20 protein-coding genes and 1 pseudogene are annotated in these 25946 nt (G+C 38.5%); 10 read left to right on the top strand and 11 right to left on the bottom strand.

The genetic code is table 11. The annotated features are described in order from the left end of the window. Positions 1 to 22: 22 nt before the first annotated feature. A complete protein-coding gene (locus tag ASL19_RS17070; RefSeq protein ID WP_082604628.1) occupies positions 23 to 2836 on the bottom strand; it encodes a PAS domain S-box protein in 2814 nt (937 codons plus the stop codon). 79 nt (positions 2837 to 2915) lie between these two features. Continuing rightward, the gene (locus tag ASL19_RS17065; RefSeq protein WP_235528888.1) at positions 2916 to 5690 is read right to left on the bottom strand and encodes a PAS domain S-box protein; all 2775 of its coding nucleotides are present in this window, start codon (positions 5688 to 5690) and stop codon (positions 2916 to 2918) included. Between the two features lie 355 nt (positions 5691 to 6045). Between ASL19_RS17065 and ASL19_RS00610 the strand changes: the two genes are divergently transcribed. The 4 genes from ASL19_RS00610 (at position 6046) to ASL19_RS00595 (ending at position 13244) form a co-directional block, all read left to right on the top strand. Next, positions 6046 to 7581: a response regulator gene (locus tag ASL19_RS00610; protein WP_057176872.1), complete on the top strand. Its 1536-nt coding sequence runs from the start codon at positions 6046 to 6048 to the stop codon at positions 7579 to 7581. Between the two features lie 292 nt (positions 7582 to 7873). Then, entirely contained in the window at positions 7874 to 8605 is a 732-nt protein-coding gene (locus ASL19_RS00605) for a peptidylprolyl isomerase (RefSeq protein WP_057176871.1), read from the top strand. A gap of 39 nt (positions 8606 to 8644) precedes the next feature. Then, on the top strand, positions 8645 to 11650 hold the full coding sequence (locus ASL19_RS00600) for a peptidase domain-containing ABC transporter (RefSeq protein ID WP_057176870.1): 3006 nt from the start codon (positions 8645 to 8647) through the stop codon (positions 11648 to 11650). 28 nt (positions 11651 to 11678) lie between these two features. Continuing rightward, positions 11679 to 13244, top strand: coding sequence for an HlyD family efflux transporter periplasmic adaptor subunit (locus ASL19_RS00595; RefSeq protein WP_057176869.1), 1566 nt, complete (start codon positions 11679 to 11681; stop codon positions 13242 to 13244). A 67-nt stretch (positions 13245 to 13311) separates the two neighbouring features. Here ASL19_RS00595 and ASL19_RS00590 read toward each other — a convergent pair whose 3' ends face one another. Together ASL19_RS00590 and psaC are read right to left on the bottom strand one after the other, a co-directional pair. Next, positions 13312 to 13539, bottom strand: a complete 228-nt coding sequence (locus ASL19_RS00590; protein ID WP_057176868.1) for an NAD(P)H-quinone oxidoreductase subunit O — start codon at positions 13537 to 13539, stop codon at positions 13312 to 13314. Between the two features lie 129 nt (positions 13540 to 13668). Then, positions 13669 to 13914, bottom strand: a complete 246-nt coding sequence (psaC, locus tag ASL19_RS16390) for a photosystem I iron-sulfur center protein PsaC (RefSeq protein WP_071985099.1) — start codon at positions 13912 to 13914, stop codon at positions 13669 to 13671. Positions 13915 to 14311: 397 nt separating this feature from the next. On the opposite strand from psaC, the gene ASL19_RS00585 reads away from it, so the two are divergent. Continuing rightward, on the top strand, positions 14312 to 14668 hold the full coding sequence (locus ASL19_RS00585) for a DUF6464 family protein (protein ID WP_057176867.1): 357 nt from the start codon (positions 14312 to 14314) through the stop codon (positions 14666 to 14668). Here ASL19_RS00585 and fmt read toward each other — a convergent pair. Further along, positions 14658 to 15653, bottom strand: coding sequence for a methionyl-tRNA formyltransferase (fmt, locus tag ASL19_RS00580; RefSeq protein ID WP_057176866.1), 996 nt, complete (start codon positions 15651 to 15653; stop codon positions 14658 to 14660). The two genes, ASL19_RS00585 and fmt, sit on opposite strands and share 11 nt — an antisense overlap. Positions 15654 to 16015: 362 nt before the next feature. On the opposite strand from fmt, the gene ASL19_RS00575 reads away from it, so the two are divergent. Both ASL19_RS00575 and ASL19_RS00570 read left to right on the top strand, forming a co-directional pair. Next, positions 16016 to 17227 (top strand): hypothetical protein, encoded by a 1212-nt coding sequence (locus tag ASL19_RS00575; RefSeq protein WP_057176865.1) that lies wholly within the window; start codon positions 16016 to 16018, stop codon positions 17225 to 17227. A gap of 316 nt (positions 17228 to 17543) precedes the next feature. Further along, on the top strand, positions 17544 to 20726 hold the full coding sequence (locus tag ASL19_RS00570) for a DUF4114 domain-containing protein (protein WP_082604626.1): 3183 nt from the start codon (positions 17544 to 17546) through the stop codon (positions 20724 to 20726). 29 nt (positions 20727 to 20755) lie between these two features. On the opposite strand, the gene ASL19_RS00565 is transcribed toward ASL19_RS00570, so the two are convergent. Together ASL19_RS00565 and ASL19_RS00560 are read right to left on the bottom strand one after the other, a co-directional pair. Next, the gene (locus tag ASL19_RS00565; RefSeq protein WP_057176863.1) at positions 20756 to 21208 is read right to left on the bottom strand and encodes an NUDIX hydrolase; all 453 of its coding nucleotides are present in this window, start codon (positions 21206 to 21208) and stop codon (positions 20756 to 20758) included. A 173-nt stretch (positions 21209 to 21381) separates the two neighbouring features. Next, the gene (locus ASL19_RS00560; RefSeq protein ID WP_057176862.1) at positions 21382 to 21819 is read right to left on the bottom strand and encodes a cupin domain-containing protein; all 438 of its coding nucleotides are present in this window, start codon (positions 21817 to 21819) and stop codon (positions 21382 to 21384) included. Between the two features lie 262 nt (positions 21820 to 22081). Here ASL19_RS00560 and ASL19_RS00555 point away from each other — a divergent pair. Together ASL19_RS00555 and cobW are read left to right on the top strand one after the other, a co-directional pair. Beyond that, a pseudogene (locus ASL19_RS00555) lies at positions 22082 to 22498 on the top strand (amidohydrolase family protein); the annotation flags it as partial. A 59-nt stretch (positions 22499 to 22557) separates the two neighbouring features. Then, positions 22558 to 23631 (top strand): cobalamin biosynthesis protein CobW, encoded by a 1074-nt coding sequence (gene cobW, locus ASL19_RS00550; RefSeq protein WP_057176860.1) that lies wholly within the window; start codon positions 22558 to 22560, stop codon positions 23629 to 23631. A gap of 74 nt (positions 23632 to 23705) precedes the next feature. On the opposite strand, the gene ASL19_RS00545 is transcribed toward cobW, so the two are convergent. The 4 genes from ASL19_RS00545 to ASL19_RS00530 all read right to left on the bottom strand — a co-directional run bounded on the left by ASL19_RS00545 (position 23706) and on the right by ASL19_RS00530 (position 25361). Next, on the bottom strand, positions 23706 to 23924 hold the full coding sequence (locus ASL19_RS00545; protein ID WP_057176859.1) for a hypothetical protein: 219 nt from the start codon (positions 23922 to 23924) through the stop codon (positions 23706 to 23708). 104 nt (positions 23925 to 24028) lie between these two features. Then, the gene (locus ASL19_RS00540) at positions 24029 to 24337 is read right to left on the bottom strand and encodes a DUF3181 family protein (RefSeq protein ID WP_057176858.1); all 309 of its coding nucleotides are present in this window, start codon (positions 24335 to 24337) and stop codon (positions 24029 to 24031) included. 19 nt (positions 24338 to 24356) lie between these two features. Then, a complete protein-coding gene (locus ASL19_RS00535) occupies positions 24357 to 24614 on the bottom strand; it encodes a hypothetical protein (protein WP_040010320.1) in 258 nt (85 codons plus the stop codon). A 90-nt stretch (positions 24615 to 24704) separates the two neighbouring features. Beyond that, positions 24705 to 25361 carry a helix-turn-helix domain-containing protein gene (locus tag ASL19_RS00530; protein ID WP_057176901.1) on the bottom strand — a complete coding sequence of 219 codons (657 nt, stop codon included), beginning with the start codon at positions 25359 to 25361 and terminating at the stop codon, positions 24705 to 24707. Positions 25362 to 25634: 273 nt separating this feature from the next. On the opposite strand from ASL19_RS00530, the gene ASL19_RS00525 reads away from it, so the two are divergent. Beyond that, positions 25635 to 25934 carry a ferredoxin gene (locus tag ASL19_RS00525; RefSeq protein WP_057176857.1) on the top strand — a complete coding sequence of 100 codons (300 nt, stop codon included), beginning with the start codon at positions 25635 to 25637 and terminating at the stop codon, positions 25932 to 25934. Positions 25935 to 25946 lie beyond the last annotated feature (12 nt).

The raw sequence follows: 25946 nt of genomic DNA, 5'->3' as shown, positions 1-25946 counted from the left end.
TCCATGGTAGCCTAAAAAATTATTACAGCGGTAGTGTGAAATAAAAGGTGCTACCACTACCCAATATGCTCTCAACCCAAATTTTTCCCTGGTGTTTTTCCACAATATTTTTACAAATAGCTAATCCTAAACCTGTACCACCCTTTTGACGAGAGTCAGAAACATCCACCTGTTCAAATCGCTCAAAAATAGTCTCTAACTTATGTGGAGGAACACCTTTACCGTAATCTTTTACCGCAACAATAATCTCTTTATTGCTCACTGTGGCGTATATCTCTACTTTATTACCAGCATGGGAAAACTTTATACTATTGCTTAATAGGTTGGTCAGGACTTGAACAATTGTTTCCTCGTCAGCTAAGATTTCTATGTTAGCTACATCAAGTGTGTTGTAGGAAATTTCAATGCTTTTTTGTTGCGCTATTGGTCCCACTGTTTCCATTGCTTGTTTTACCATGATATTAATATCACAAAGCTCCAAGTTTAGTTTCATTTTCCCTGAATCCAACATTTCTAAATTCAAAATATTATTGACAAGACGTAACAGTCTTTCACTATTACTAACAGCGATTTTTAACATCTGTTCTGCTTCCTGTGGTTCATCAACTAAAATTCCTGTTGCTAAAATCTCCAAAGCACCTTTAATAGCTGTTAAAGGTGTGCGTACTTCATGGCTAACTACAGAGACAAATTCATTTTTTAGTTGCTCAACTTCGTGTCGTTTGCTAATATCCTGAATCTGCCAAATAAAATGCAGGGGGTTCCTATTGACATCACATAATAATGAAACATTCAACAACACCCAAATAATTTTTCCTGATTTATGTAAACAGGATTTTTCCACTTGATAGTTAGTTATTTGACCGGAGAGAAACTGGTATGCCAAATCAAAATCTTTGGATAACTCCTCACCTGTAATAATTTCTGTCACCTTTTTAGTGAGTAAATCTGAAGAATCATAACCCAAAATTTGACATAGTGATCTATTCACCCTGATGAAATATCCATTTAGTGAAACTAGAGCCATACCACTACCAGCATCTTCGAAAGCAGTGCGAAATCTTTCTTCACTTTGTCTTAAATTTTCCTCAGCTTTTTTGCGATCAGTAATATCTTTAATGATAGAAATCACACAGTTTTTCGTATCTATTAAAATACTTTCACAAGATACTAAAGAGGTTTTTAATTCCCCAGATTTTGTCAGCCAATCAAATTCTAAATTTCGGACATATCCTTGATTTTTCAGTTGTTCCTTGAGTAGTAATCCCTGTTCAGGATTAGATACCAAGGATAAATTATCAAAACTGTAGCCGATCAATTCTACTTCCGAATAACCAGTGAAATTTAAGAAACTAGTATTGACATCTAACAATACACATCCCTGTATATTTTGGTTTATAATTTGATGAATTAAAATTGGGTCAGGAGAGCTATGAAATATCTTCATAAATTTATCCTGAGATTCCTTTAAAGCAGTTTTAATTTGTGTAAATGATAGTGCCAACTCCCTTGACATAGCCTGAAAAGACTCACCTAGCTGACCTATTTCATCACGCCGGTTTAGGATTAATTTTAACTTTAAATTTAAGTCTGAATCTAAACTATTAAAACTATTAAACCTATCTTCGCTTAGTTTTTTAGCCGCAGTATGCAAATCCTTAATCGGTTGTATTATCCAATGGGCTAAGACTATACTCAATCCCGCCAATATAAATAGTGTAATTGCTGAAAAAATAAAGGTTCTATTTAAATTAGTATGAATCTTATGCAGAAAATCAGATTCTGGCAAAACAGCTACAATTAACCAATCCAACCCATATTCATCCTGATAAGGGTAAATATGAGAAAAATACCTTTGGTTATTACTACTATTAAACTCAAAACTAGTCGCTTCCCGAATTTTATGCAAGTTTCCCCAACGCTGAAATAATACTTTCGCTGTTTTAGAAATTATTGAGTTACTACTTTTTGTAGCAGATAATCGTATTAACTTGATGTTTTTACCAGTTTTGCTATCTTTAACAATTTTCATAAAAGGTTTTTCATTGGTGGAAGTAGCGATTATATCTCCTGACCTTTCTATAATGAATAACTTTCCTGATGGTGAGAACTGCAAGTTTTGCAAGTATAAACCAATATGGTCTAAAATTAAATCACAACCTACAACGCCAATAAATTTATTATGGCGATAAACAGGACTAACAGCAGAAATCTTTGCCGTAGGAATATAAAGATAGGTATGTACGGAAGTCCATGTTTGTTGATTTTGATTTTGAGCTGTTTTAAACCACAAAAGGTTTCTATATAAAGAAGTTTTAGTTTGTTCGGGGATAATTTTGACATATTTTCCCTGTTGATCTAAAATGTAGATACGTCGTTGACCACCATAGGATGGGTGTAAACCACCACCCAGGTAAGAATTTGGTGGTGAAATTATGCCCATTTTGTCTAGTACTGCAAACATAAAAGTACCATTAATACCGCCAAAATAAATAGCAGTTGGCTCTTTATATATTTTAACTTGATTAAAAAAGTATAGTCTCAATTCTTCCCAATTCTCCGGGTTAAGATAGGAGTTTTGAATCCCATCACGATTTATGCCTACTATTCTTTGTGGTGTTTCTAAATGTGTCCTGATATGGTCCCGAATCCGGTCTGTTGTCAACATCATTAATTTATTCGTCAAGTCATTTACTGATTCTTCTCCAGTATGATAGGATGTATAACTAACTATTCCTACACAGGTGATAATTGGTGTTAAGTAAAATATACTTAGTAATGTTTTAAGAGGGACTTTTCCAACAATATGGTTTAATGTTGTTGTGTACTTATTCATATAATGAGTCCGACAAAATACCTGTAAAATAAGCAATTCTATTATATCTTGAGTTCCTACATGGTAGCATAAAAAACTACTAGAGCGGTAGTGTGAAATAAAAGGTGCTACCACTACCCAATATGCTCTCAACCCAAATTTTTCCCTGGTGTTTTTCCACAATATTTTTACAAATAGCTAGTCCTAAACCCGTACCACCCTTTTGACGAGAATCAGAAATATCCACCTGTTCAAATCGCTCAAAAATAGTCTCTAACTTATATGAAGGAATACCTTTACCGTAATCCTTTACCGCAACAATAATTTCTTTATCGCCCATTGTGGCGTATATCTCTACTTTAGTACCAGCATGAGAAAATTTTATGCTATTGCTTAATAGGTTGGTCAGAACTTGAACAATTGTTTCCTCGTCAGCTAAGATTTCTATGTTAGCTACATCAAGTGTGTTGTAGGAAATTTCAATGCTTTTTTGTTGCGCTATTGGTCCCACTGTTTCCATTGCTTGTTTTACCATGATATTAATATCACAAAGCTCCAAGTTTAGTTTCATTTTCCCTGAATCCAACATTTCTAAATTCAAAATATTATTGACAAGACGTAACAGTCTTTCACTATTACTAACAGCGATTTTTAACATCTGTTCTGCTTCCTGTGGTTCATCAACTAAAATTCCTGTTGCTAAAATCTCCAAAGCACCTTTAATAGCTGTTAAAGGTGTGCGTACTTCATGGCTAACTACAGAGACAAATTCATTTTTTAGTTGCTCAACTTCGTGTCGTTCACTAATATCCTGAATCTGCCAAATAAAATGCAGGGGGTTCCCGTTAATATCACATAATAATGAAACATTCAGCAACACCCAAATAATTTTTCCTGATTTATGTAAACAGGATTTTTCCACTTGATAGTTAGTTATTTGACCGGAGAGAAACTGGTATGCCAAATCAAAATCTTTGGATAACTCCTCACCTGCAATAATTTCTGTCACCTTTTTAGTGAGTAAATCTGGAGAATCATAACCCAAAATTTGACATAGTGATCTATTCACCCTGATGAAATATCCATTTAGTGAGACTAAAGCCATACCACTACCAGCATTTTCAAAAGCAGTGCGAAATCTTTCTTCACTTTGTCTTAAATTTTCCTCAGCTTTTTTGCGATCAGTAATATCTTTACAAACGGAAATCACGCAATCTCTACCATTAATTAAAATCCTTTCGGAAGATACTAAAGAGGTTTTTACCTCCCCAGATTTTGTCAGCCAATCAAATTCCAAATTGTGGATGTGTCCTTGATTTTCTAGTTTTTTCCTGACTAACAACAGCTTTTGTGAATCACATGGTAGACATAAACCTTCAACACCATGATTAATTACTTCCATTTCTGAATAACCCGTTAAATGTAAGAAGCTGGGATTGACATCTAAGAATATATTCTGCACCCTATCGGTAATAACAATTGGGTCAGGGGAGCTGCGAAATATTTTAGTAAACTTATCTTGGGATTCCTGCAAAGCAGTTTTAACTCGTATAAATGATAGTGCCAACTCCCCAGCCATAGCTTGAAAAGATTCACCTAGCTGACCTACTTCATCACGCCGATTTAGGATTGATTTTAACTTTAAATCCAAGTCTAAATCTAAACTATCAAACCTATCTTTCCTTAGTTTTTTAGCAGCAGTATTCAAATCCTTAATCGGTTGTATTATCCAATGGGTTAAGACCATGCTTAATCCTGCAAATATAAATAGTGTAATTGCTAAAAAAATAGAGGTTCTATGGAAGTTAGTATGAATCTTATCCAGAAAATCAGATTCTGGCAAAACAGCTACGATTAACCAATCCAACCCATATTCATCCTGATAGGGGTAAATATGGGAAAAATACCTTTGGTTATTACTACCATTAAACTTAAAACTGGTCGCTTCCCGAATTTTATGCAAGTCTCCCCAACGCTGAAATAATACTTTTGCTGTTTTAGAGATTATTGGGTTACTACTTTTTGTGGCAGATAACCGTGTTAATTTTACATTTCTATCTGTGTTGTTATCTTTAACAATTTTTATAAAAGGTTTTTCATTGGTGGAAGTAGCGATTATGTCTCCTGACCTTTCTATAATGAATAACTTTCCTGATGGTGAAAACTGTAATTTTTGCAAGTGTAAACTAACGTGAGTGAGAGCTAAATCACAACCTACAACCCCAATAAATTTATTATTACGATAAACAGGACTAAAAGCGGAAATGATAGCTGTGGGAATATAAAGATAGGGATATATTGGTGTCCATGTTTGTTTATTTTGATTTAGAGCAGTTTTAAACCACGGAAGATTAATGGGTGTAAAGGGTTTAGTTTGTCCAGGGATAATTTTGACATATTTTCCCTGTTCATTCACAATATAAACCCGTCGTTGACCAAGATAGGATGGGTGCGTACCACCCCCCAAGTAAGAATTTTTGGGTGAAATTATTCCCATCTCGTCCTGACCGGAAACTATATATGTACCATTAGCACCACCGAAATAAATAGCTGCTGGGGTTTTATATACTTTAAGTTGACTGAAAAAGTATAATCTCAATGCTTCCCAGTTTTCCGGGATCAGATAGGAGTTTTCTATTCCCTGACGATTTATAGCTACTATTCTTTGTGGTATTTGTAGATACTTATTGAGATGATCTCTAACCCGTTCTGTTGTGGATGTCATCAACTCGTTAGTCAACTCATTTACTGATTCTTCTCCAGTACGATAGGATACATAGCTGACCACTGCCACACTAGTGATAATTGGTATTAAGTAAAATATACTCAGTAATATTTTTAGAGGAATTTTTCCGAAAATCTTGTTTATTGTCATTGTATCTTGGTATGTTGCATTCATAGAGATAATCCGAAAAATTGGTCACGGAATGAATCAGCTTCCTTGTATCTTGAACCTCTCTATGGTAGCCTGAAAAACTACTGCAGGAGTAGTGTTAAATCAGATCTACTGCAAAAGCGGGTGAAATTAAAACACTTGCACTAACAACGACTAAAACGCTAGTTGCATTAAATTGATGCAAATTTAGGATAATTTGGGGATCAGCTAGTGACTTTGATTAACCATTACTAAAAATGGGAGCCCTTCTGTAAAGTAAAATCACCATAGGGATAATAGGCGGATCTATATAACCAACAAAAAGTCTTGTTTAATTCAATTGTTAATCTTGATTATGAAAATCCTGATCGTAGATGATGATACATCCCTATGTCAACTTGTTAAAACCTCACTGGTTGCCCATCGCTATGTGGTGGATATAGCTACTGATGGTGAAATGGGTCTAGAAATGGGATATCAGTTCAATTATGACCTGATTCTACTGGATATACTTATGCCCAAATTAGATGGGCTAAGTTTGTGTCACACGCTGCGCCATAAGGGTTATCAAGGTCAAATTATTATGGTAACCTCAAAAACTACACAAGAAGATATTATTATCGGACTAGATGCTGGAGCGGATGACTATTTGATTAAACCATACTGTATTCATGAATTACTGGCACGAATTAGGTCTTGCTCTAGAAGAATTGGTGCTAAGCCTGGTCTTATTACATTAATACATAATAAGCTTTCACTTAATCCTGAGTTAATAGAAGTAAAGTATGATGAATTAAGTATTAATCTTAGTCGCAGGGAATTTCAGCTTTTAGAATTATTTTTACGCCACCCACAAAAAATCTTTACCCGGGGTCAGATCATAGACAAATTATGGTCAATAGATGATTCTCCTACGGATGGTGCAGTGACTAATTTGGTTAAGGATCTGCGAGGGAAACTTAAAAAAGCTGGGATGCAGGAGGAAGTGATTGAAACTGTTCATGGACTGGGCTATCGTCTTACAAGCAAAAGGGAATTAGAACGGGTAGAAACTATACCAACCCAAACAAGCTTACCAATAACAGATTCTAGTATAGGTGAAGGACTGGATTTAATTGAACAAGTTAAGGCAGAATTTGAAATATCCTTATCCAATAAAATTGGGAACATAAGAGCGGAACTTGTTAAATTGGAAACAGAAATAACTAATGGTCAACAACAGCAATATCTGATGAGAATGACCCACAGTTTGTCCGGTAGCTTAGGTACTTTCGGCTACCCCCAATGTTCCCAATTAGCCGCTAAAATGGAGAATATTCTGGTGAAGGAATCTTTGACTAATGTAGACATTCAGGCAATTGATTCCCTCATCCATGCTTTAGAGTGGGAAGTTACCCAAGAAAGAGAAAAAACAAATCACAATTTCAGCATTTTTTCTGATGTTCCCTATATGGTTCACCCCCAGGATTTCCTTGCTGTTCTTAATCGAGAATGGCAAATGCTAAGTTCTGATGGTCTGCCATTAAGTTTGATTTTTTGTGCTATTGATAACTTTGATGTAAATCAAGGGACAACAAAAAATAGCTCTAATCTCCGTCAAATTGCTTTAGTTATACGTAAATACATTTACCCACCTAGTTGCTTTACTTACTATAACCAGGGGAGCTTTGGTGTTCTATTGCCGAATATGTCTTTGGATGCTACCGTGCGTCTTGCCCATGATCTTCATCAAACTGTGGTTGGTACGGTAGAAGTCTCACTTAGCCTTGGTATTACTGGTACATTACCCAGGTCCAGGTCTACGGTTCAAAAACTCTTAAATACTGCTAATCAGGCACTTATAGGAGCTAAAAGATGTGGTGGTAATACCTTTTGTCTTTATCCCGGTTAAAAACGAAGTTATTTAAGATTAGCCGCAGTATTTTCTGCCAAAATGCCAAATCCAGCTGACAATTTGCCTAAGTTGTGATAGGTTGATGAAGTGCTTTGTAAACACTGGTGTATCTGTTACTTAAAATTGACAGACTATATGTTTTTTTCCCACTAAACCTACTTGGCTACACATAATTTGGAGAGTAAAATCATGCAATGAACTGACAATAAACTTAACATTTAGATAAATTTGCGGTAAAAAGTTTGGGCTGATTTTTGCAACCATAAGTAAATCTGCTGACATTAATGATATGAATCCAGTTCTACAATTTGGCAACGTCTCTGGACAGGAAAGTTATCATACACTGACCGCCCCAGAAGTACTAAAATTATTGAATAAGTACCAATTAATACCACCACTGCTTAAAGAGGTGATTATAGAACAGGCGATCGCCCAGATTTCTTCTACACCGGAGGAGGAGCAATTGGCCTATGAAAAGTTAAATCAACAATATCAGGGACAAAAAGAACAGGGAATAAGTCAAGAACAGTTACAAAGTATGGCGACTCGTCAACTAAAACTGGAAAAGTTTAAGGAGGTGACTTGGGGAAAAGAGATAGACTCGTACTTTTACCAACGTAAACCCCAATTAGATAAGGTTATATACTCCCTAATTACCACTGCTGATATTGGTATTGCCCAAGAAATATATTTTCGTATTCAAGAAGGGGAGCAGTCGTTTAACCAACTTGCCCAGGAATACTCTCAAGGACCGGAAGCTCAAACTGGCGGATTAGTCGGTCCAGTGGAATTACAGTCTCTTCATCCACTATTGGTGAGAATTTTATCCACAAGTCAACCCCAGCAGCTATCACTACCAACCCCCATAGGAGATTGGATAGTGATAGTGCGGCTAGAAAAATTATTGCCCGCCCAGTTAGATAATGGGATGCGCCAAAGGTTGCTCAATGAGCGGTTTCAGTCCTGGTTACAAGCACAAGTTTCACCCCAAAACTGGCAAATTAAAGAGTCAGAAAATTAATTAAATGACTAACCCTGCACTTAATTACACTTAATTAGTATGAACTACAGCAGTCAGGAGTTTTCGGAATTTCTGCAAAAAATTCCGGGGTTTGAAAAATTATCCCCAACGGAAATTAACCATTTATTGTCAAAACAACAGGCCCTGCGTTATCGGTTGGGTCAGAAAATTATCGGTAAGGAACAACTACCGGAACGGATAGTAATTGTTTACCAGGGTAAGGTGAGACTCCTGGGATATCATCCCCAAAGCCAATTGCCAATTACCCTCAAAATGTTGGAACCAGGAGCAGTAATTGGCGAAATTAGTTACCTGCGACAGATAGCATGTGAAACGGCGATCGCCTCAACGGAGGTAATATGTTTAACCTGGAACCCCGTAGATTATCTATCGGTATTTTCTCAAAACTCTGATTTTGGCAAGGAGCGCCAAGAAGAAAATCACATCATAGAGGTTTTTGATGTGATCAGCCATCATGTAGCTCAAAAAGCCTATGGAAATCTGAATTTGAAGGATATAACCCGAGATATTTTACCAGAGTCTAAAATCCAATATTTACCACCAGGAAAAACTCCATTAGACCAACTAGAAAGTGATAGAACATGGTTTGTGAGTAGTGGTCAGATTACAAATTTCCCTGTGAATTCTCAGATACTATCGAGCAACAATCGAGAGGTTTTACAGGTTACAGGAAAAAGTCCAGCCCGGTTATTAGGTATTAGTTCTCAAGTGTTATTGTTGTTGGAACAACAAGAGAATAGGGAACTAGAAAAGATAGAAGATCCATGGGAAACCGAAGATGTTATAGATATTCCCTTTGCCACAAAGGGAGAATTTTCCCCCCAGGAAAATAAAAAAGCAAAATCCAGAAAAAAACAACCGAAATATCCTTTTTTTGGGGGGCGAGATGAACTAGATTCTACCTTGGCTTGCTTTCAAATGCTGGCGAAACATTTCCAGGTTCCCCTGCGTAAGGAGGTAGTTCGTAGGATTTTAAGTGATAACCTTAAACGCCAAGGTAATGTATCTTTTCAACTTTGCGCCTATGTGGGGGAAGTCGTTGGGTTAAAATCCCAGTTAGTAGATATTGATGCCACTAAAATTACGGAGATTCAGACACCAGCTATTATCCAGCACCAGGATGGTTACGCTGTGGTTTATGAAGCAGATGAAAATAGAATAGTTGTAGCTATTCCATCCCGGGGAATAATCAACTATAAACCCAGCAAACTCCTACAGCAAATACCAACCGATGATACTAATCTACAACCTCAAATCAAAGTCCTCCAGATTAGTCCCACCTCCGAAACTCCTCAAGAACGCTTTGGACTACGTTGGTTTCTCCCCTACTTATCACGTTACCGCCGGGTTTTAATAGAAGTCTTTATCGCTTCATTTTTTGTACAACTGGCCGCATTGGCAAATCCACTAGTTATTCAGTTAATTATCGATAAAGTCATAGTACAAAATAGTATTAGTACCCTGAATGTTTTGGGGGTATTACTATTAGCTGTTGGTGTGTTTGAAGCCATATTAACTACCTTACGAACCTATTTATTTGTGGATACCACTAACCGAATTGATATGGGTTTAGGTTCACAAATTATTGACCATTTACTCAGACTACCACTGCGTTATTTTGAACGCAGACCCGTGGGGGAATTAGCTACTCGAGTGAATGAGTTGGAAAATATTCGCCAGTTCCTCACAGGAACAGCTTTGACAGTGGGACTAGATGCAGTATTTTCGGTGGTTTATATCGTCGTTATGCTGTTCTATAGTTGGGAACTAACTCTGGTGGGACTGGGAACTATTCCCCTATTTGTCGTGATTACATTAATTGCTGCTCCTACCGTTAGCAGACAATTGCGCACCAAAGCAGAACGCAATGCCACTACCCAGTCCTATTTAGTGGAGGTAATGTCTGGTATTCAAACGGTAAAGGCCCAAAATATTGAACTGCGATCGCGCTTTTCTTGGCAAGAGCGTTATGCCAAGTTTGTTTCCGCAGGTTTTAAAACAGTTATTACATCAACATTAGCCAATTCCACCAGTCAGTTTCTCAATAAACTAAGTAGCTTGTTAGTGCTGTGGGTAGGAGCTTATTTAGTTTTAAAAGGGGAATTAACCCTAGGGGAATTAATTGCCTTTAGAATTATTTCTAGTTATGTTACCAGTCCCATACTAAGACTAGCGCAAATCTGGCAAAACTTCCAAGAAACCGGTTTGTCCCTAGAGAGATTGAGCGATATTGTGGACACACCTCAGGAAGCAGAAGTAGACAAAGATAATATTCCCCTACCTAGTGTTGTTGGTGCGGTCAAATATGAAAATGTTTGCTTCCGCTTTGCGACTAACGGACCCCTGCAACTAAATAACGTCAGTTTAGATTTTCCAGCGGGCACATTTGTGGGGATTGTGGGACAAAGTGGCTCAGGAAAAAGCACCATGATGAAATTACTCCTCAGACTTTATAACATTGAGTCTGGGAGAATTTTTATTGATGGTTACGATGTCAACAAGGTTGAGCTTTATTCCGTCAGAAGACAAATCGGCGTGGTTCCCCAAGATCCCCTGTTATTTGATGGAACAGTATTCGATAATATAGCCCTAACCAATCCTGACGCTACCACAGAGGAAGTGGTAGAAGCAGCTCAAATAGCAGTTGCTCATGAATTTATCATGGGTCTGTCCAATGGTTATAACACCAAAGTTGGGGAAAAAGGGTCGAACCTGTCTGGAGGACAAAGACAAAGAATTGCCATTGCTCGTTCCATACTGCAAAAACCTAAAATATTAGTTTTAGACGAAGCCACAAGTGCCCTAGACTATCCCACAGAAAGGCAAATATGTTTAAATTTAGCCAAGGCATTTCGTGGCAAGACAGTTTTCTTCATTACCCATCGTCTCAATACCGTCAGTAATTCAGATACGATTGTAGTTATGGATGGGGGTAGAGTGGTGGAGCAGGGTAGTCATCAGGAACTAATGACTGCTAAAGGACACTATTCCTACCTTTACCAGCAACAGGAAGTCAACCTCTAATTATCACTCAACCAACCCAAGGAACCTTATGAGTCAATTTAATGATCATCCAACTAATGGCAATGGTAATGGCAAACCAGCTAGTATAGGAGTGCTTCAAACCCCATCAAAAGCCAAAGCAGGGAATTTAAGTCATGCTTATCAAGACAGCTTTGAACAATCCATAGTTTTACGACAATCACCCATCTGGTCACGCACAATCATGATTACTTTGATGCTTGTGGCCTGTTTTGGAGTGGGTTGGGCTTATTATGCAAAAATTGAACAAGTAGTTCCCGCTACAGGACAATTAAAACCAGAGGGTACGGTTAAAGATGTACAAGCACCCATTAGTGGGGTGGTGAAGTCTGTTCATGTCAAAGATGGACAAGAGGTGAAACCAGGGGATCTATTATTAACATTTGAATCCGTTGCTACCCTAGCTGAGCTAGGCGCCCTCAATAAAGTTCGTGCTGCTTTAATCAAGGAAAATGACATCTATCGTCGTTTGATGAATGCAAGCGGTGCTATTAGCTCAGAACTGAATTTTCTGGGTGGTAGTCTACCAGCAGAGTCGGCATTTTTGTTAAAAAGTCGCATTTCTCTGGTGGAAGAAAACCAACTGTTACGTTCACAATTGGGAAATTCCAGACCAGAAACAGGAGTTGGAATTGATGAACAAAAAAGACTAATTGTAGCTAGAAAAGAGCTGGAATCTCGCTCTAATGCAGCTAAATTTGAGGTAGAAAAAATTAGAAAGCAACTGTCTCAAACAATAGTTAAGAGAAAGGACACACAAAACAGTCTGTCCATTCAACAAGGAATCTTAGATAGGGTAGAAGTCCTGGCCAAAGAGGGGGGAATTTCTCAACTGCAATATCTCAATCAGCAACAACAAGTACAAAATTTAAAAGCGGAAATAGCCCAGTTAGAAGAAGAAGAAAAACGCCTGGGCTTCGATATTCAAAGAGCAGAACAAGAGGTGACCAATACCATAGCAGTGACTGACAAAAATGTCTTGGAAGAAATTGCTACTAACAAGAAGCGCATTGCCGAAATAGACAGCCAGTTTATGAGAATAATTTTAGACAATGAGCAGAAGTTGGCAGATATTAGTAGCAAAATTTCCCAAACCAAATTAAACGTTAAATATCAAGAACTGCGTGCGCCCGTATCAGGGATAATATTTGACATGCAAGCAAAAAACCCCGGTTTTGTCGCCAATCCTACCCAAAAGCTATTACAGATTGTCCCCAATGATAAATATATAGCGGAGGTATTTATCACCAATAAGGATATTGGATTTGTGAAGGAGGGAATGAAGGTGGATGTGAGAATTGATTCGTTCCCCTTTAGTGAGTTTGGTGATATCAAAGGTAAAGTAACTAATATCGGTTCAGATGCTTTACCTCCTGACCAGACCCATCAGTTTTATCGCTTTCCAGCGCGAGTTAGTTTAGATAAACAAGCTATGGAATCTCAAGGTAGAAGTATTCCTTTACAGTCTGGTATGGCCATTACTGCTAATATCAAAGTGCGTGAGGAACGGAGCGTTATGAGTTTGTTTACGGAAATGTTTACTAAGCAAGTTGAGAGCTTGCAGGAAGTAAGGTAGGGATTAGTGTTGGACATATTGCAGGAGGTTGAATTAAACTGTTTAACCTCCCACAACTGACATAAGACTAAGAAGCCGCGTCTTGTTGTATAGTTAATTGGTCTAGCTTCAACCAAATATTTGGCGTGGGCACTTTACCAAACTTCACTAAAGCGTAATCTCCCTTAATATCCACCACTTCCCCGGAACTTTCAAATAAATAGGAAGGAAAGCGCCCATCACTAGCTTTAGCTTCCAGACTATTTTCTAACTTTTCGCGCAGGGCACGAACCATATTTCCTTTTTTAATTGCCATAACTTTCTAATTTATATTGCAGGTTGTATTCCAGGAGCAGAGCTGAGCCAAGAAGAATCAAGTTAAATCATAGATTTCTTCCCCAGCTCAGTTCTTGCTACTTTTTGCCCAGGTATAGGTCAGCGTAGATTAATATGCTAGACCCATGCTGCGAGTTGTTTCAGCCCCAAGGTAAACCCGAATGCTCAAAAAGTCAGTTGGGCAAGCTGTTTCACAGCGCTTGCAACCTACGCAGTCTTGAATACGGGGTGAAGAAGCAACTTGAGCGGCTTTACATCCGTCCCAAGGAACCATTTCTAGAACGTCAGTGGGGCAAGCGCGTACACATTGAGTGCAACCGATGCAGGTATCGTAGATTTTTACGGTATGAGACATTGAAAAAACTACTCCTTTGGTGGTGTTCTTCTCTGGAGAAGGAATAATATCAAGGCATAGTTTACCCCAGTCCAGGCTAAGCTGTAAGTAAAAGGCTACATAACTTTAAACAATTTAATAAGCTCCCCCAACAAAATGATTTCCCAAGAACCCGTCCATGGAGGTTTAATCAACAAAAGGACTGACTGGTATGGAATTTGCCGCCCCCCCCACAACTTGAAGAAATTTTAAAGAATTGTAAAGCCTCCCATCAATTACTTAGCGCTCAATCTATATTATAGCTTTAGCCATAAGTGGGTGGGTGGAATTAAATATAAAATCAACGCCCGCATGGGTTTCGTTCCTCAACCCATCCTACAAATAATTGTGCCTCCCTACTTAGCGCCATATATAAATTATGCATCCAGACTCTTTAGCAACTGAGATAATTTTGACCAGTCCACAGCGGTATCTTGGTAAGTTACAACTTGATTGGGCTCCTCAACCGGGAAATTATTTAGATTTTGAGGGGAAAACCTATGCCGTTTTAGAACGCCATCACAGGTATCAGTTCCGAACTGGACGCTACAGGTTACATAGGATTGCCATCTACGTTCAAACAGCTAAAAGACCATCGGAAAAAAGTTTTATAAATGGACGTTGGGTAGTGGGGGATGCCAATTGTAAGTATAATGCCCACTCAGAAATTATTCGTTGTGCTGTCAACCCAGATGGTCCGTGTGATTCCTGTAGTTCTTACGTTGCTAACCAATAGTTTCTCCCACTGTCAAACGACTACCATTGACAAAATCCCATCCCGACTGAAGTTTTTTGCCTGTTGGTTGTACCTCTCTCAACCACAAACAACCTTCCCCAGTTTGAACCACAGCACCCAATCCTTTAATAATACTGAGGACAGATCCTGGCGATGCTAATTGGGCGGACAAATCAGGTACTTTCTCAAGTTTGGACTGGATTTCCTTTGGCAACTCCTGAATGTAGGCGGACTCTAGGGGAACAGTGGCGACGATTTTTAAAGGTTGATGACGAAAGGTGGTGATGCAGTTGGGGTAAAATCCTCGGATCTGATTGTGTAGTTCTATAGCTGTTCTTGACCAGTCTAAATAATAGTCTTCTTTATTAATTAATGAGGCGTAGGTAGCTAAGGAATCATTTTGAGGAATTGGTGTAATCTCTCCATTTCTAAATTTGGTTAGGGTTTCTATTAACAGGTTTCCACCAGTTTCAGCTAGTTTATCCGCAATAACTTGAGCATTATCTAATAGTCCAATTGGTAAGCTGGCTTTTAAAAGCATATCTCCTGTATCCATACCCGCATCCATTAACATAGTTGTCACACCAGTTTGTCTTTCTCCTTTGTGTATAGACCACTGAATGGGGGCAGCACCTCTATATTCCGGTAAAATTGAACCATGTACATTAATACAACCTAATTTTGGCATGTTGAGGATTTTTGTAGATAGAATTTGCCCATAAGCAACTACTATAAAGAAATCCGCATTAAGTTCCCTTAGTTTAGTCAAGGTCCCAGAATCCTTCTTAATTCTTTCTGGTTGCCATACAATCAGATTATGAGCCTTAGCCAAGGTTTTAACTGGAGAGGGCGTAAGTTGATTCCCCCTTTCTCTGCGTTTATCCGGTTGGGTGACAACTGCTAAAACCTGAAATCTAGAATCATTCAACAATTTTTTTAAGGTGGGAATAGCAAAATTAGGAGTGCCAAAAAACACTATTTTCATCGGAGGTTGGTTAGTTTTAAGGAGGTAGTTTTTCTGATTGGATGTCAACAAGTTTTAATTAGCGGTGACAAAGATACTCTAGCCATAATAGAATATCTTTGCCATGAATCAAAGGATTTATATAACTTCGCTTTGTACTATGCTAGACAAACTTGGTTTAAAACTAAGTCTCTTTAGAGCGGGGAGAAGTCAACTCCTCAGTTGACTCTACTACAAAGGTGCACGCTACCATAGTTTTGTTAGGTAGGATAGGTAAATACCCTCCTGAGTTATCATTTTTTGCTATGTATAACATTTGCACTCTTCCTTGCACACACAAAGCTACTTGCCCAGCACCTTAAATCTCATCAATAGTGAAAGCCATGCTTAAATCCCTCCCTCAGTCAGGATGGTTCCACCCCCAGCCACGTTTTAATCGGGTTGTAGTTGTTATATTAATAGTAGTACCTATCTTGAGTACGTCAGCCTATTTTAGCTTAGCAAGACAATCCCAAGTAAAAATAGACAAAAGTACCTCACAATCGGGTGAGTCCAAAGATTTATCTGGATTTAATTCCCCATCAGTCAAATTGGGTCCTACTTTACCCGTAACCCAGACACCTAATAAAAGCAGTTCTGTGTCTTCCCGATCTAAAATCTCTAACAAAAAACAAAATGCAGTTAAGCTGGAAAGAGAAAATATGTTAGGTGTGAAGGAGATGGAAGAAAGTACCAGCACTAGAACAAATAGATCCGCCATATATGATAAGGGAGTTAATCATCCAAAAAGTAAAAATTATCCAAATCAAAGTATTGCTACGGGTGTAATCCCTTCCGATGCAAGAAGTTCACAAATTGTACCTACAGAAGAGCAGGTAAGCATATCCAATGGAGTGCCAGCAGATCCCATTAATAGTCCCCATCCCATACCCTGGAAGTGGATAGTAATGACCCAGGAAGCAATTGGTGGTCAGGGACGTTCAGGAGTGCGGCAATATCGCAGCACTCCTGTGGTATCTCCTGATGGTAGATATGCAGTTTATAGTCGGGTACAACTGGAAGTAGAACCGGAAATGCACAATAGCCAGGTTAGTAGTCTGTTGTTTATTGAAGATAGACAGACTAAAAGATTGAATATCCTGGCTAAAACATCAGACGCTGTTGATATGTTATCAAAGAATGGAAAATTTACCCCAGAGACCAACAATCAAGGTAAGATAGGGATTTTAGTCCCGGTTAGTTGGTCAGAAAAAGGGGATCAGTTTTTAGCCAGAAAATTTGTGGGCACTTTCAACACAGCAGATGTAACAGATAATGCAGTCATTTGGAATCGCCAACAAAATGCCACCACCACAGTAGTTCCCCCTCAAGGAGAAGGGGAGCATGAGAAAATTGCCATTTTATTGGGTTGGAGCAAAAAACAACCCAATTATGTGCTATTCCGCTCAGGTGAGTTAGGAGAAGAAAACTGGCCATTAGTGCAAGTTAGTGGTGATGGTAAGAATATTAACATGAACGTTAGTGATGATCAACCCATAACTTTTGGTAATAAAGGACAAAATATTTGGTTAGATCCTGAAGTTGCTGCTAGATAATATAGCGTGTGCCCCTAGGGAATAATTGAAAATAAGTAAGGGCGAATGTTAACATTCGCCCTTATTTATCTTGTTGGGTAAAACCATTAAAAAAAACTCACAATTCAACAGTTGATAACAAAATAACTTCATAATTGAACACTTGACAATTGATAGCACTGTATCTACGATATGATTATTACAGGTGTTTGATAGAAAGTCAATGTACAAACCCACTGCTTATAGCTTAAAACCTTGACATTTTCTAGCGATAAACATTAGGCATCTGGCATGGAAAATTTTTTGAAATTGGGTTTTTGTTTCCCTAATTCAAGCAATGAATATGGGTATTTTGCCATGGAGATTGAGAGATACATCTATCAACAAAACCACAATTAATAGCAAACAGCAAGCAAAGAAAAATACCACAGAAATTATGACTAAAAAATTTGTTGACCTCTCCACACTTGATGGAAAAAATGGATTGACCATCATCAACGGTAATGATAAAGATGACAATTTAGGGTACTCAATTAGCAATGCTGGAGATATTAATGGTGACGGAATTAATGATATTATTATTGGGGCACCTTTAAGTGATCCCAATGACCAAAGTAATGCGGGAAACAGTTATATAGTATTTGGTAGCAACAACGGTTTTGCCAACATTATAGACATCTCGACCTTAGATGGAATCAATGGGTTTACGGTTAATGGTGGTGGAATAGGCGATCAATCAGGTCGTTCTGTAAGTGCAGCAGGAGATATTAATGGTGATGGTATTGACGACCTGATCATTGGCGCTCCTTTTGCGGACAGTAATGGAGATGACTCTGGAGCAGCATACCTAATATTTGGCCGCAGGAGTTTTAGTTCTCTCCCCACTATTAACCCCTCCAATCTGGGTGATAACGGTTTTATTATTAACGGTCTAAATCCTCAAGACCAATTAGGTTATAGGGTCAGTGGTGCAGGTGATATCAACCAAGATGGTTTTGATGATGTAATTATTGCTGCACCTCCCAACGCTTACGTCTATACCCCAGTGACAGGTGATCAAGCTGGTAAGGTTTACGTAATATTTGGTAGCGAGAAATTTAATCCCAGTAATCCCAATTTTGATCTCAATAGTCTTAATGGCAATAATGGCTTTGTTATCAATGGTTCTAGAGCAGATGACTACTTAGGTGTTGGTCTCAATAGAGGTGGAGACTTTAACGGTGATGGAATTGATGACTTGATTATTGGCTCACCCTTTAATGATTTCAACGGTTTCCGTTCCGGACAAGCTTATGTAATATTTGGTAGGAAGGAATCATTCTCATCTTCCTTAGATGTCTCCCAACTTGATGGTGTTAATGGGGTTGTCATCAATGGACAGGAGGGCGATCAATTAGGATTCTCCGTTAGTAGTGCGGGGGATATTAATCATGATGGTATTGGGGATATAATTGTCAGCGCCCATGATGCAGATCCCAATGGGATAGATGCAGCTGGCGTGGCTTATGTTGTATTTGGTGCCCGTACCCAGTTTAGTTCCCAACTAGACTTGTCCAATCTTAATGGTAATAATGGGTTTGTAATTAACGGTATTGGCGAACTAGATAAGGCAAGCTGGGCTGTAACTGGTCTAGGAGATGTGAATGGTGATGGAATTGACGATCTTCTGGTTAGTGCTAGTCATGCAGATGCTAATGGTGATAATTCTGGACAAGGTTATGTAATCTTTGGCGGAAATAAATTTAGTTCTACCATTAATCTTGCAGAAATTGATGATACCAAAGGTTTTGTCATCAATGGTAAGTCGGAAAACCATAATTTAGGTTATTCAGCTAGTGGTGTGGGAGATATCAATGGTGATGGTGTCAGTGATATACTAATCAGCGCTCCCTTTGCTGGTTCTGGGGAAGTCTATGTAGTTTTTGGCAAAAATAGTCCCACAGATACCGGAGAAATTACTGATGAAGTAACGGAAGGAAATGGTGGTGAATCCGACATAATCAATGAAGCTCCTAGCGGTTTGTTTTTAAAAACTAACAATAGAGTTGATGAAAATGGTCTGGAATCAAATGTAATTGGCACTTTTACAACTGTGGATCCGAATGCGGATGATTCTTTTACCTATAGCTTATCCGATGATGAGAACTATCCTGACAATGGTTTATTTAGTATTCAGGATAATCAATTAATCAGCAAGGAGTCCCTCGATTTTGAAAATCAGCCCATTTACACCATCAGTGTGATTACCACAGATAGGGGAGGACTATCCTTAACCGCAGAATTCACTATTGATGGAACTGAGGATGAAATTACCGGTGGAGTTATTGAAGATAACAACAGCGAATCTGAGGGGACTCTCGATGAAATTCTGGATGGAGTTATGGGAGAAGGTGATAGCGATAATAACTCAACGGAAGGATCTGGATCTGATCTTACCGATTCCCCTGACATTCCATCCACATCAACGGGATCTGATCTTACCGATTCCTCTGACATTCCATCCACATCAACGGGAAGCGCTGATAATATCTTGAGCAGTAATAATAATGTCCTGAGTAGTAGCACTACTAGGGTTGAATTTCAGCTTATGGATAAGATTCCTGCTTCCATACGTGAATTAGGAGTATTTACTGTTGATGATCCTAGTGGTAAGATTAACGGTATTGCACCTGGTCAGGTTGGTTATTCAGAAGCTGCTTTAGCGAGAAGTAAGGTAGTTTTTTCCATTCTTTCCAAAACACCTAATGAGTTTAATAACGCAAATGTCACCAGAATCTTAGGGTTTCAGGAAGCAAACCCCAATTTGAGATTCTATGTTATAGATAATGGCACTACTGATTCTGTTAAAAATGGCCTGTTGCCAATTAATCAGGTAACTTTTTTAGACTCTTCAAATCTTCAGGTAACACAATTGCCTGATAATAGTTTTTCCTTGCAGTCCAACGATCTAGTTTTCAAAGCTAGACCTACTACTAAACCCTTACCTATGGGGGCAAATTTACAGGAGAAGTCCCAGGGAGAAAGTATAGATTTACGCGGGGTAACGGGTCCCGTAAATGCCCAATTTACAGTTTATAGGGAGGCGAGCTTTGATAATTATGTGGGCTTTTATAAGGTAACTGATGAAAAGGGTGGCATTGATACCAATAATGATGGAACTGCGGATTTGCTTCCGGGAGACGCTGGTTACATTCAAGCTGCTGTTAATCAACATTTAAGTGGTTTGGGTTTAAATGTTCCTGATGGAAATAAGTCTACTTTTAATAGTACCTTATCAGGAGGAGGGCTGTATGTGCCATTTATAATTGTCAATGGCAGACCCGACACTGTTCTTAATAGCGATATTTCCGCCAACTCCAATCCCGACATATATTTCACATATTTAGGTGCTAATTCTGATCGGGTTGACCATGTTCGACTTTTAGGAGACAATACCTTTGGTTTTGAAGATCTCAGAGGTGGTGGGGATAGGGATTACAATGACTTGGTTGTTCAAGTTAATATGTCTGCTAATGTTTAATTTTCTAGGTCTCTGACTCATCTACGCGATTAGAAACTATGGGTTTCTAATCGCTCGCTAGTAAAAACCCTGACTTGTTCTTGGGAATTTTGCAAAATTTTTTTCAAAGAGTTCTCCTTAACTATAATAGCAGCATGATTAATATCTAGCCATATTCGCTGTCTTTGACTTGCTTCTGGCCAATCCTCTAAGATTTTTTCTACTGGTAACCAAAATAGATGAACTTGATAAATATTGCCCCGTTTACGATATTTATAAGCACCAAGCTTTTGGGTATTAACTTGACCAACTACACCTGCTTCTTCCCATGCTTCCTTTGCAGCTGAATCCGGTGGTGTCATCCCCTTACAAATTCCTCCCTTGGGAATTACGAGGCTTTGCCGTTTACGGCTGGTGATTAATAATACTTCTACTTTCCCGTCACAGAGGCGATAGGGAATTACTCCTGACTGTTTACAACTTTTGTTGTTTTTCTTCCTCATCTTCCTCATATTATTGACATAGATTTCTGTTGAGCTAATCTTTCAATTCTAATTAAGGGAATACCTATAAGATGATTATTATGGTAGAATGTGGAATCTATAGTATATGTCTTTAGTTACATCTTTCTGTTGCGCTATTGCTATCTTGTAGGTTGGGTGTCCTTAGACGGAGGTCAAAGTCTTCCTAAAACCGACAGATCTTCCACATCCAGGTCTACAGGTATCCCACTTCTAATCAGTTCCGAGAAATCCTCATTAGGAATCATAACAGTAAGTATATAAAGACGAGTTTTACCCGTATTTCTAATCAGATGGATCCCCATGGGTGGTACTAATAAACTATCTCCAGCTTTGATATTTACTTTTTTACCGTCACAAATTGCTATACCTTCTCCCTTGAGAATGAAAAACATTTCTATGGCCCATTGATGGCGATTGGGTGGAGTTTGTCCACCAATATCAAAAATTTCCACACAGCAAGTTAAAGAAGTATTAGCTGTGTTGGAATCGAAGATAATTGCTAACCGATTGGTATCGTGAGGGCTAATACGGTATGCTTGATAATCTCGAGGAGATTTTATCACGGGAATAATACAATGATGACTAATCATAGAATTAAGAATTTTTACTTAGTTTTGTTATAATGGTAACTAGCTTGATTTTACAAGTCACAACGCCGTCTAGACTTAACTTTACCTGTCAATCTTTTACTAATCCTTAGTTCACCCCCAGCATTTCCATAATGATTGGTTCAGCATTCAAAATGATTGCTAAATTTTTAACTACAAACAATAACAAACAACAAATAATAATAATTCGGGAGTTAGGGAATTAACTTTAAAAAAAGGTAAAATTTACAAAAAGGCAAAAATGATGAATTTCACTATTAAGAATGCCCTAAGTCCGGTGAAAGAAGGTTATACAACCCTAGATATTCAAGTGATGGGGGGTATAATTACTCAGGTGGGGCAAAATTTAAATGTCATTGGTACTCTAATTGATGGCCAAGATAAACTGGTGCTACCAGGTTTTTTTAACGCTCACACCCATTCCGTAGAAAAATGGCAACGGGGAATTATCCCTCCCTTACCTTTGGAGTTATGGTTAGCGCACTTATGTGATTTTTCTCCCTTAGATATGGAAAGAGTCTATCTTAGTGCTTTAGGTACCGGGGTGGAAACTCTATTGTCTGGAGGTACAAGTGTTGTAGATCATTTGGTGTTAATTCCAGGTCAAGAATTAGAAACCATTGCTACAGTTTATCAACCTAGCTCGGGTATGAGAATTTTCTATATAATTTAGGTCAATTTTTTGCTAAAATCAATAGGTAGAAAAATAACTCAGTCAACATGGCCGCAAAAATACCCGTAACAGTAATCACAGGATTTTTAGGGAGTGGTAAAACTAGCTTGATTCGTCACTTACTACAAAACAACCAAGGACGACGCATAGCAGTACTGGTAAACGAATTTGGTGAATTAGGAATAGATGGAGAAATATTAAAATCTTGCCAAGTTTGTCCAGAAGATGAAAATTCAACCAATCCCCAAAATCAGGAAAATACCCAAGAAAATACTAATATATTTGAATTGACAAATGGTTGTTTATGTTGCACCGTACAAGAAGAGTTTTACCCTACTATGCAGGAGCTAATTAAACGCCGTCATACTATTGATTGTATTGTCATTGAAACATCCGGTTTAGCACTACCTAAACCTTTAGTGAAGGCTTTTCGTTGGCAAGAAATTCGTAGCGCTGCTACGGTGGATGCTGTGATTACAGTGGTAGATTGTGCAGCAGTTGCAGCGGGCACCTTCGCTAGCGATCTACAGGCGATCGCACGTCAGAGAGAAAAAGACGACAGTCTAGAACATGAAACGCCATTACAAGAACTGTTCTCAGATCAACTAGCTTGTGCTGATTTAGTGATTTTGAATAAAACAGATTTGGTTGATGAGCAACAAAAGTCTCAGGTTTTAGAATTGGTTACCCAGGAATTACCCAGGGAAGTGAAAATTGTTGCCAGCGATTATGGTAAACTTGACCCATCCATATTGTTGGGATACCAAGCAGCAGTTGAAGATAATTTAGATCAGCGTCCTAGCCATCATGACGTGGATGAGGATCATGACCATGATGATGAAATTAACTCGACCCATCTAATTTTTAATCGTAGTTTTGACCCAGAAAAATTGCAGGACACACTACAAAAACTGGCAAAAAAACAGGAAATTTATAGAATTAAAGGATTTGTTGCTGTTCCTAATAAACCTATGCGATTGGTCATGCAGGGAGTAGGCACACGATTTGACAAATTTTATGATCGCCCCTGGAAACCCAAGGAAGAAAAACAAACCCGACTAGTTTTCATTGGTCGAGATTTACAGTCATCAAGAATAGAATCTGAATTAGCTGCTTTGTAGGTCACAATTTCAACCAGACCCGTGGTGCCTTAACACACAGGTAGATGTTTTTAAAAACTGTGAACCGTCCAGCACTATCTGGATCTCAAACTCCGATAATGTGGATCCCGCCAACATCTGGGTAATTCTTCTCCAGAGGGAAAAACTAAATCCTGTTTTTCATAGATATCCATGTCCTGCTCTTCCTCTCCCTCTTGGTCTTTTCCATGGACTATGCTACTATTGGGATCCAGTAGTTCCTGAAAATCAACAATTTTAACTAGGTCTACTTTACCTTTGACTTGTAAAAACATATTCAACTCTCCCTATAGAAAAGTTATATTTGTTGTTTATCCTAGTTTAGTTGTTGAAACACGATCACTACCAGTAAATTGCATCAATGTTGATTATAAGTTCTCTAAAATTCTTGTTGATATTTTTCTAATATATCAACCAAATGAACTTGACATTGGAGAGGTAACAGGTCAATTAAAGGAACTTCCTTTCGACCACCACCAATTTGGATCTTGATACTTGACAACAATCCTAAAACTCGTTCTTCTGTGACACTGTGCTCAATCAGCAAGGAATAGCATCTTTCTGCTAAAAGATGATGGAGCTTGGCATCGGTTAGATACAAATGCCACTTGGCTATATCTATGTAAACATTATCACCTATTTCTGATGCTAGAGATTCTAACAACTCAGTACTATTAATTTTAGCCATAGTTTGAATTTCTCCTGATCTAATCCTTTATTTGCTGTCCTTCCTCATAATTAGCAATCAATGTAATATAGAGCAAGTGCAAGAGGATAACCCCCACCCACAGGAGGGTTAGTGGGGTTAACCATTCCCAAGATGTGGATTTGAGAAAGTGGAAAAACCACAGACCAGAATTAATGGTCGCAGCAACAGCTATATGAAAGGCAAAATTCATCCGATCATCTAGCTTACGGAATTCTGGGTCTTTACGGTCGGGTTTACGTGGCCAACGAGGAGGCATAAATAACAGGGTGATGCGGTGTTTAGGTTTACCATCTAATCCCATACTAAAAATAAACGCTCACCATGTCAACTCCCACCAAAAGACTTTTTACATTCTACTGACTTTAGCTCGATAAAGTAGTTTATCTCCTTGTCTATACCCAATATAAACTACTTTTACAGATTCACCTATTTCAGCAGTACCCTGCAACAATTCCTGATATTGGGGATCGTAGGGCACTTCTGCTCCTACAGATGCGATCGCCTGTATTCCCCAGGTAGATAAGAGTTTTTCTAATGGTTTTTCCACTAAGGGTAATATTTTTATTGCTTCTAGTTGGGGGTTTGCCCTGACCTTGTGTGCAGCAGTAGGAAAAAACAATAATAAAGACTCTATAATTTGTAATGTGTTTTGCTGAAACTCTTTTTCCAAAACTTCCCGCTGCTGTTCTAGCTTAACTAGCGATCGCTCGTATTCTTGTTGTATTTGAACTAGTTGTTGCCGTGTCAAGTCAGAATCTAGCTGTTTAGTCTCCATCTGATGACGAGGATCGGAAAAAATCTCCACCAGTTGATTCAAGGAAACCCCTAAGGTAGCAGACAAATTCTGCAACACGTTGAGTTTCATCCCTGATACGCATCCACGCCGTAGGCGTAATATTTGCCTGTCTGAGATAGCAGCGGTGCGACCAAGATCTTTAAAACTGGAAATGCCAGCTTTGCCCATTAAAATCCGCAATTGGGGTGTAAAATCCGTGGAAGACATAAAAAAACCTGCCAAGTCTAGAGTTGTATGGTTGGCCTTCATCCTTCCAGCAGGAGATTGTGCCACACTCAATTACATAACTAAAACTTATCATTTGCGGGGAACTGAACTTCATTACTAATCGTAGTAGATTTTTCGTTACAAGATTTAACTTTTCCCCTAGTATCAGAAATTGAGGTAAATAAAAACCGATGGCTGTTCTCAAAAGACAACCTATCCATTGGTTTTATTGGCCTGTACTTCACACTCCCGATCACAAAAGAGGAATAACACATGGCTACTTACAAAGTCACACTCATCAACGAAGCTGAAAACGCTACAAATACAATAGATGTTCCTGATGACACCTACATTCTAGATGCAGCTGAGGAAGCAGGTTTAGATCTTCCCTATTCTTGTCGCGCTGGTGCTTGCTCCACATGTGCTGGTAAACTAAAGAGTGGTTCAGTTGACCAATCTGACCAATCCTTCTTAGATGATGATCAAATTGAAGCTGGTTATGTTTTGACTTGTGTTGCATATCCTACCTCAGATGTAGAAATATTGACCCACAAGGAAGAAGAACTTTACTAAAAGTTACCCGTT

The sequence above is a fragment of the Cylindrospermopsis sp. CR12 genome (genome assembly GCF_001432185.1).
GTDB lineage: Bacteria > Cyanobacteriota > Cyanobacteriia > Cyanobacteriales > Nostocaceae > Raphidiopsis > Raphidiopsis raciborskii.
Note: the sequence above shows the minus strand (reverse complement) of the source record. Positions and strands in the feature narration are given on the sequence as shown.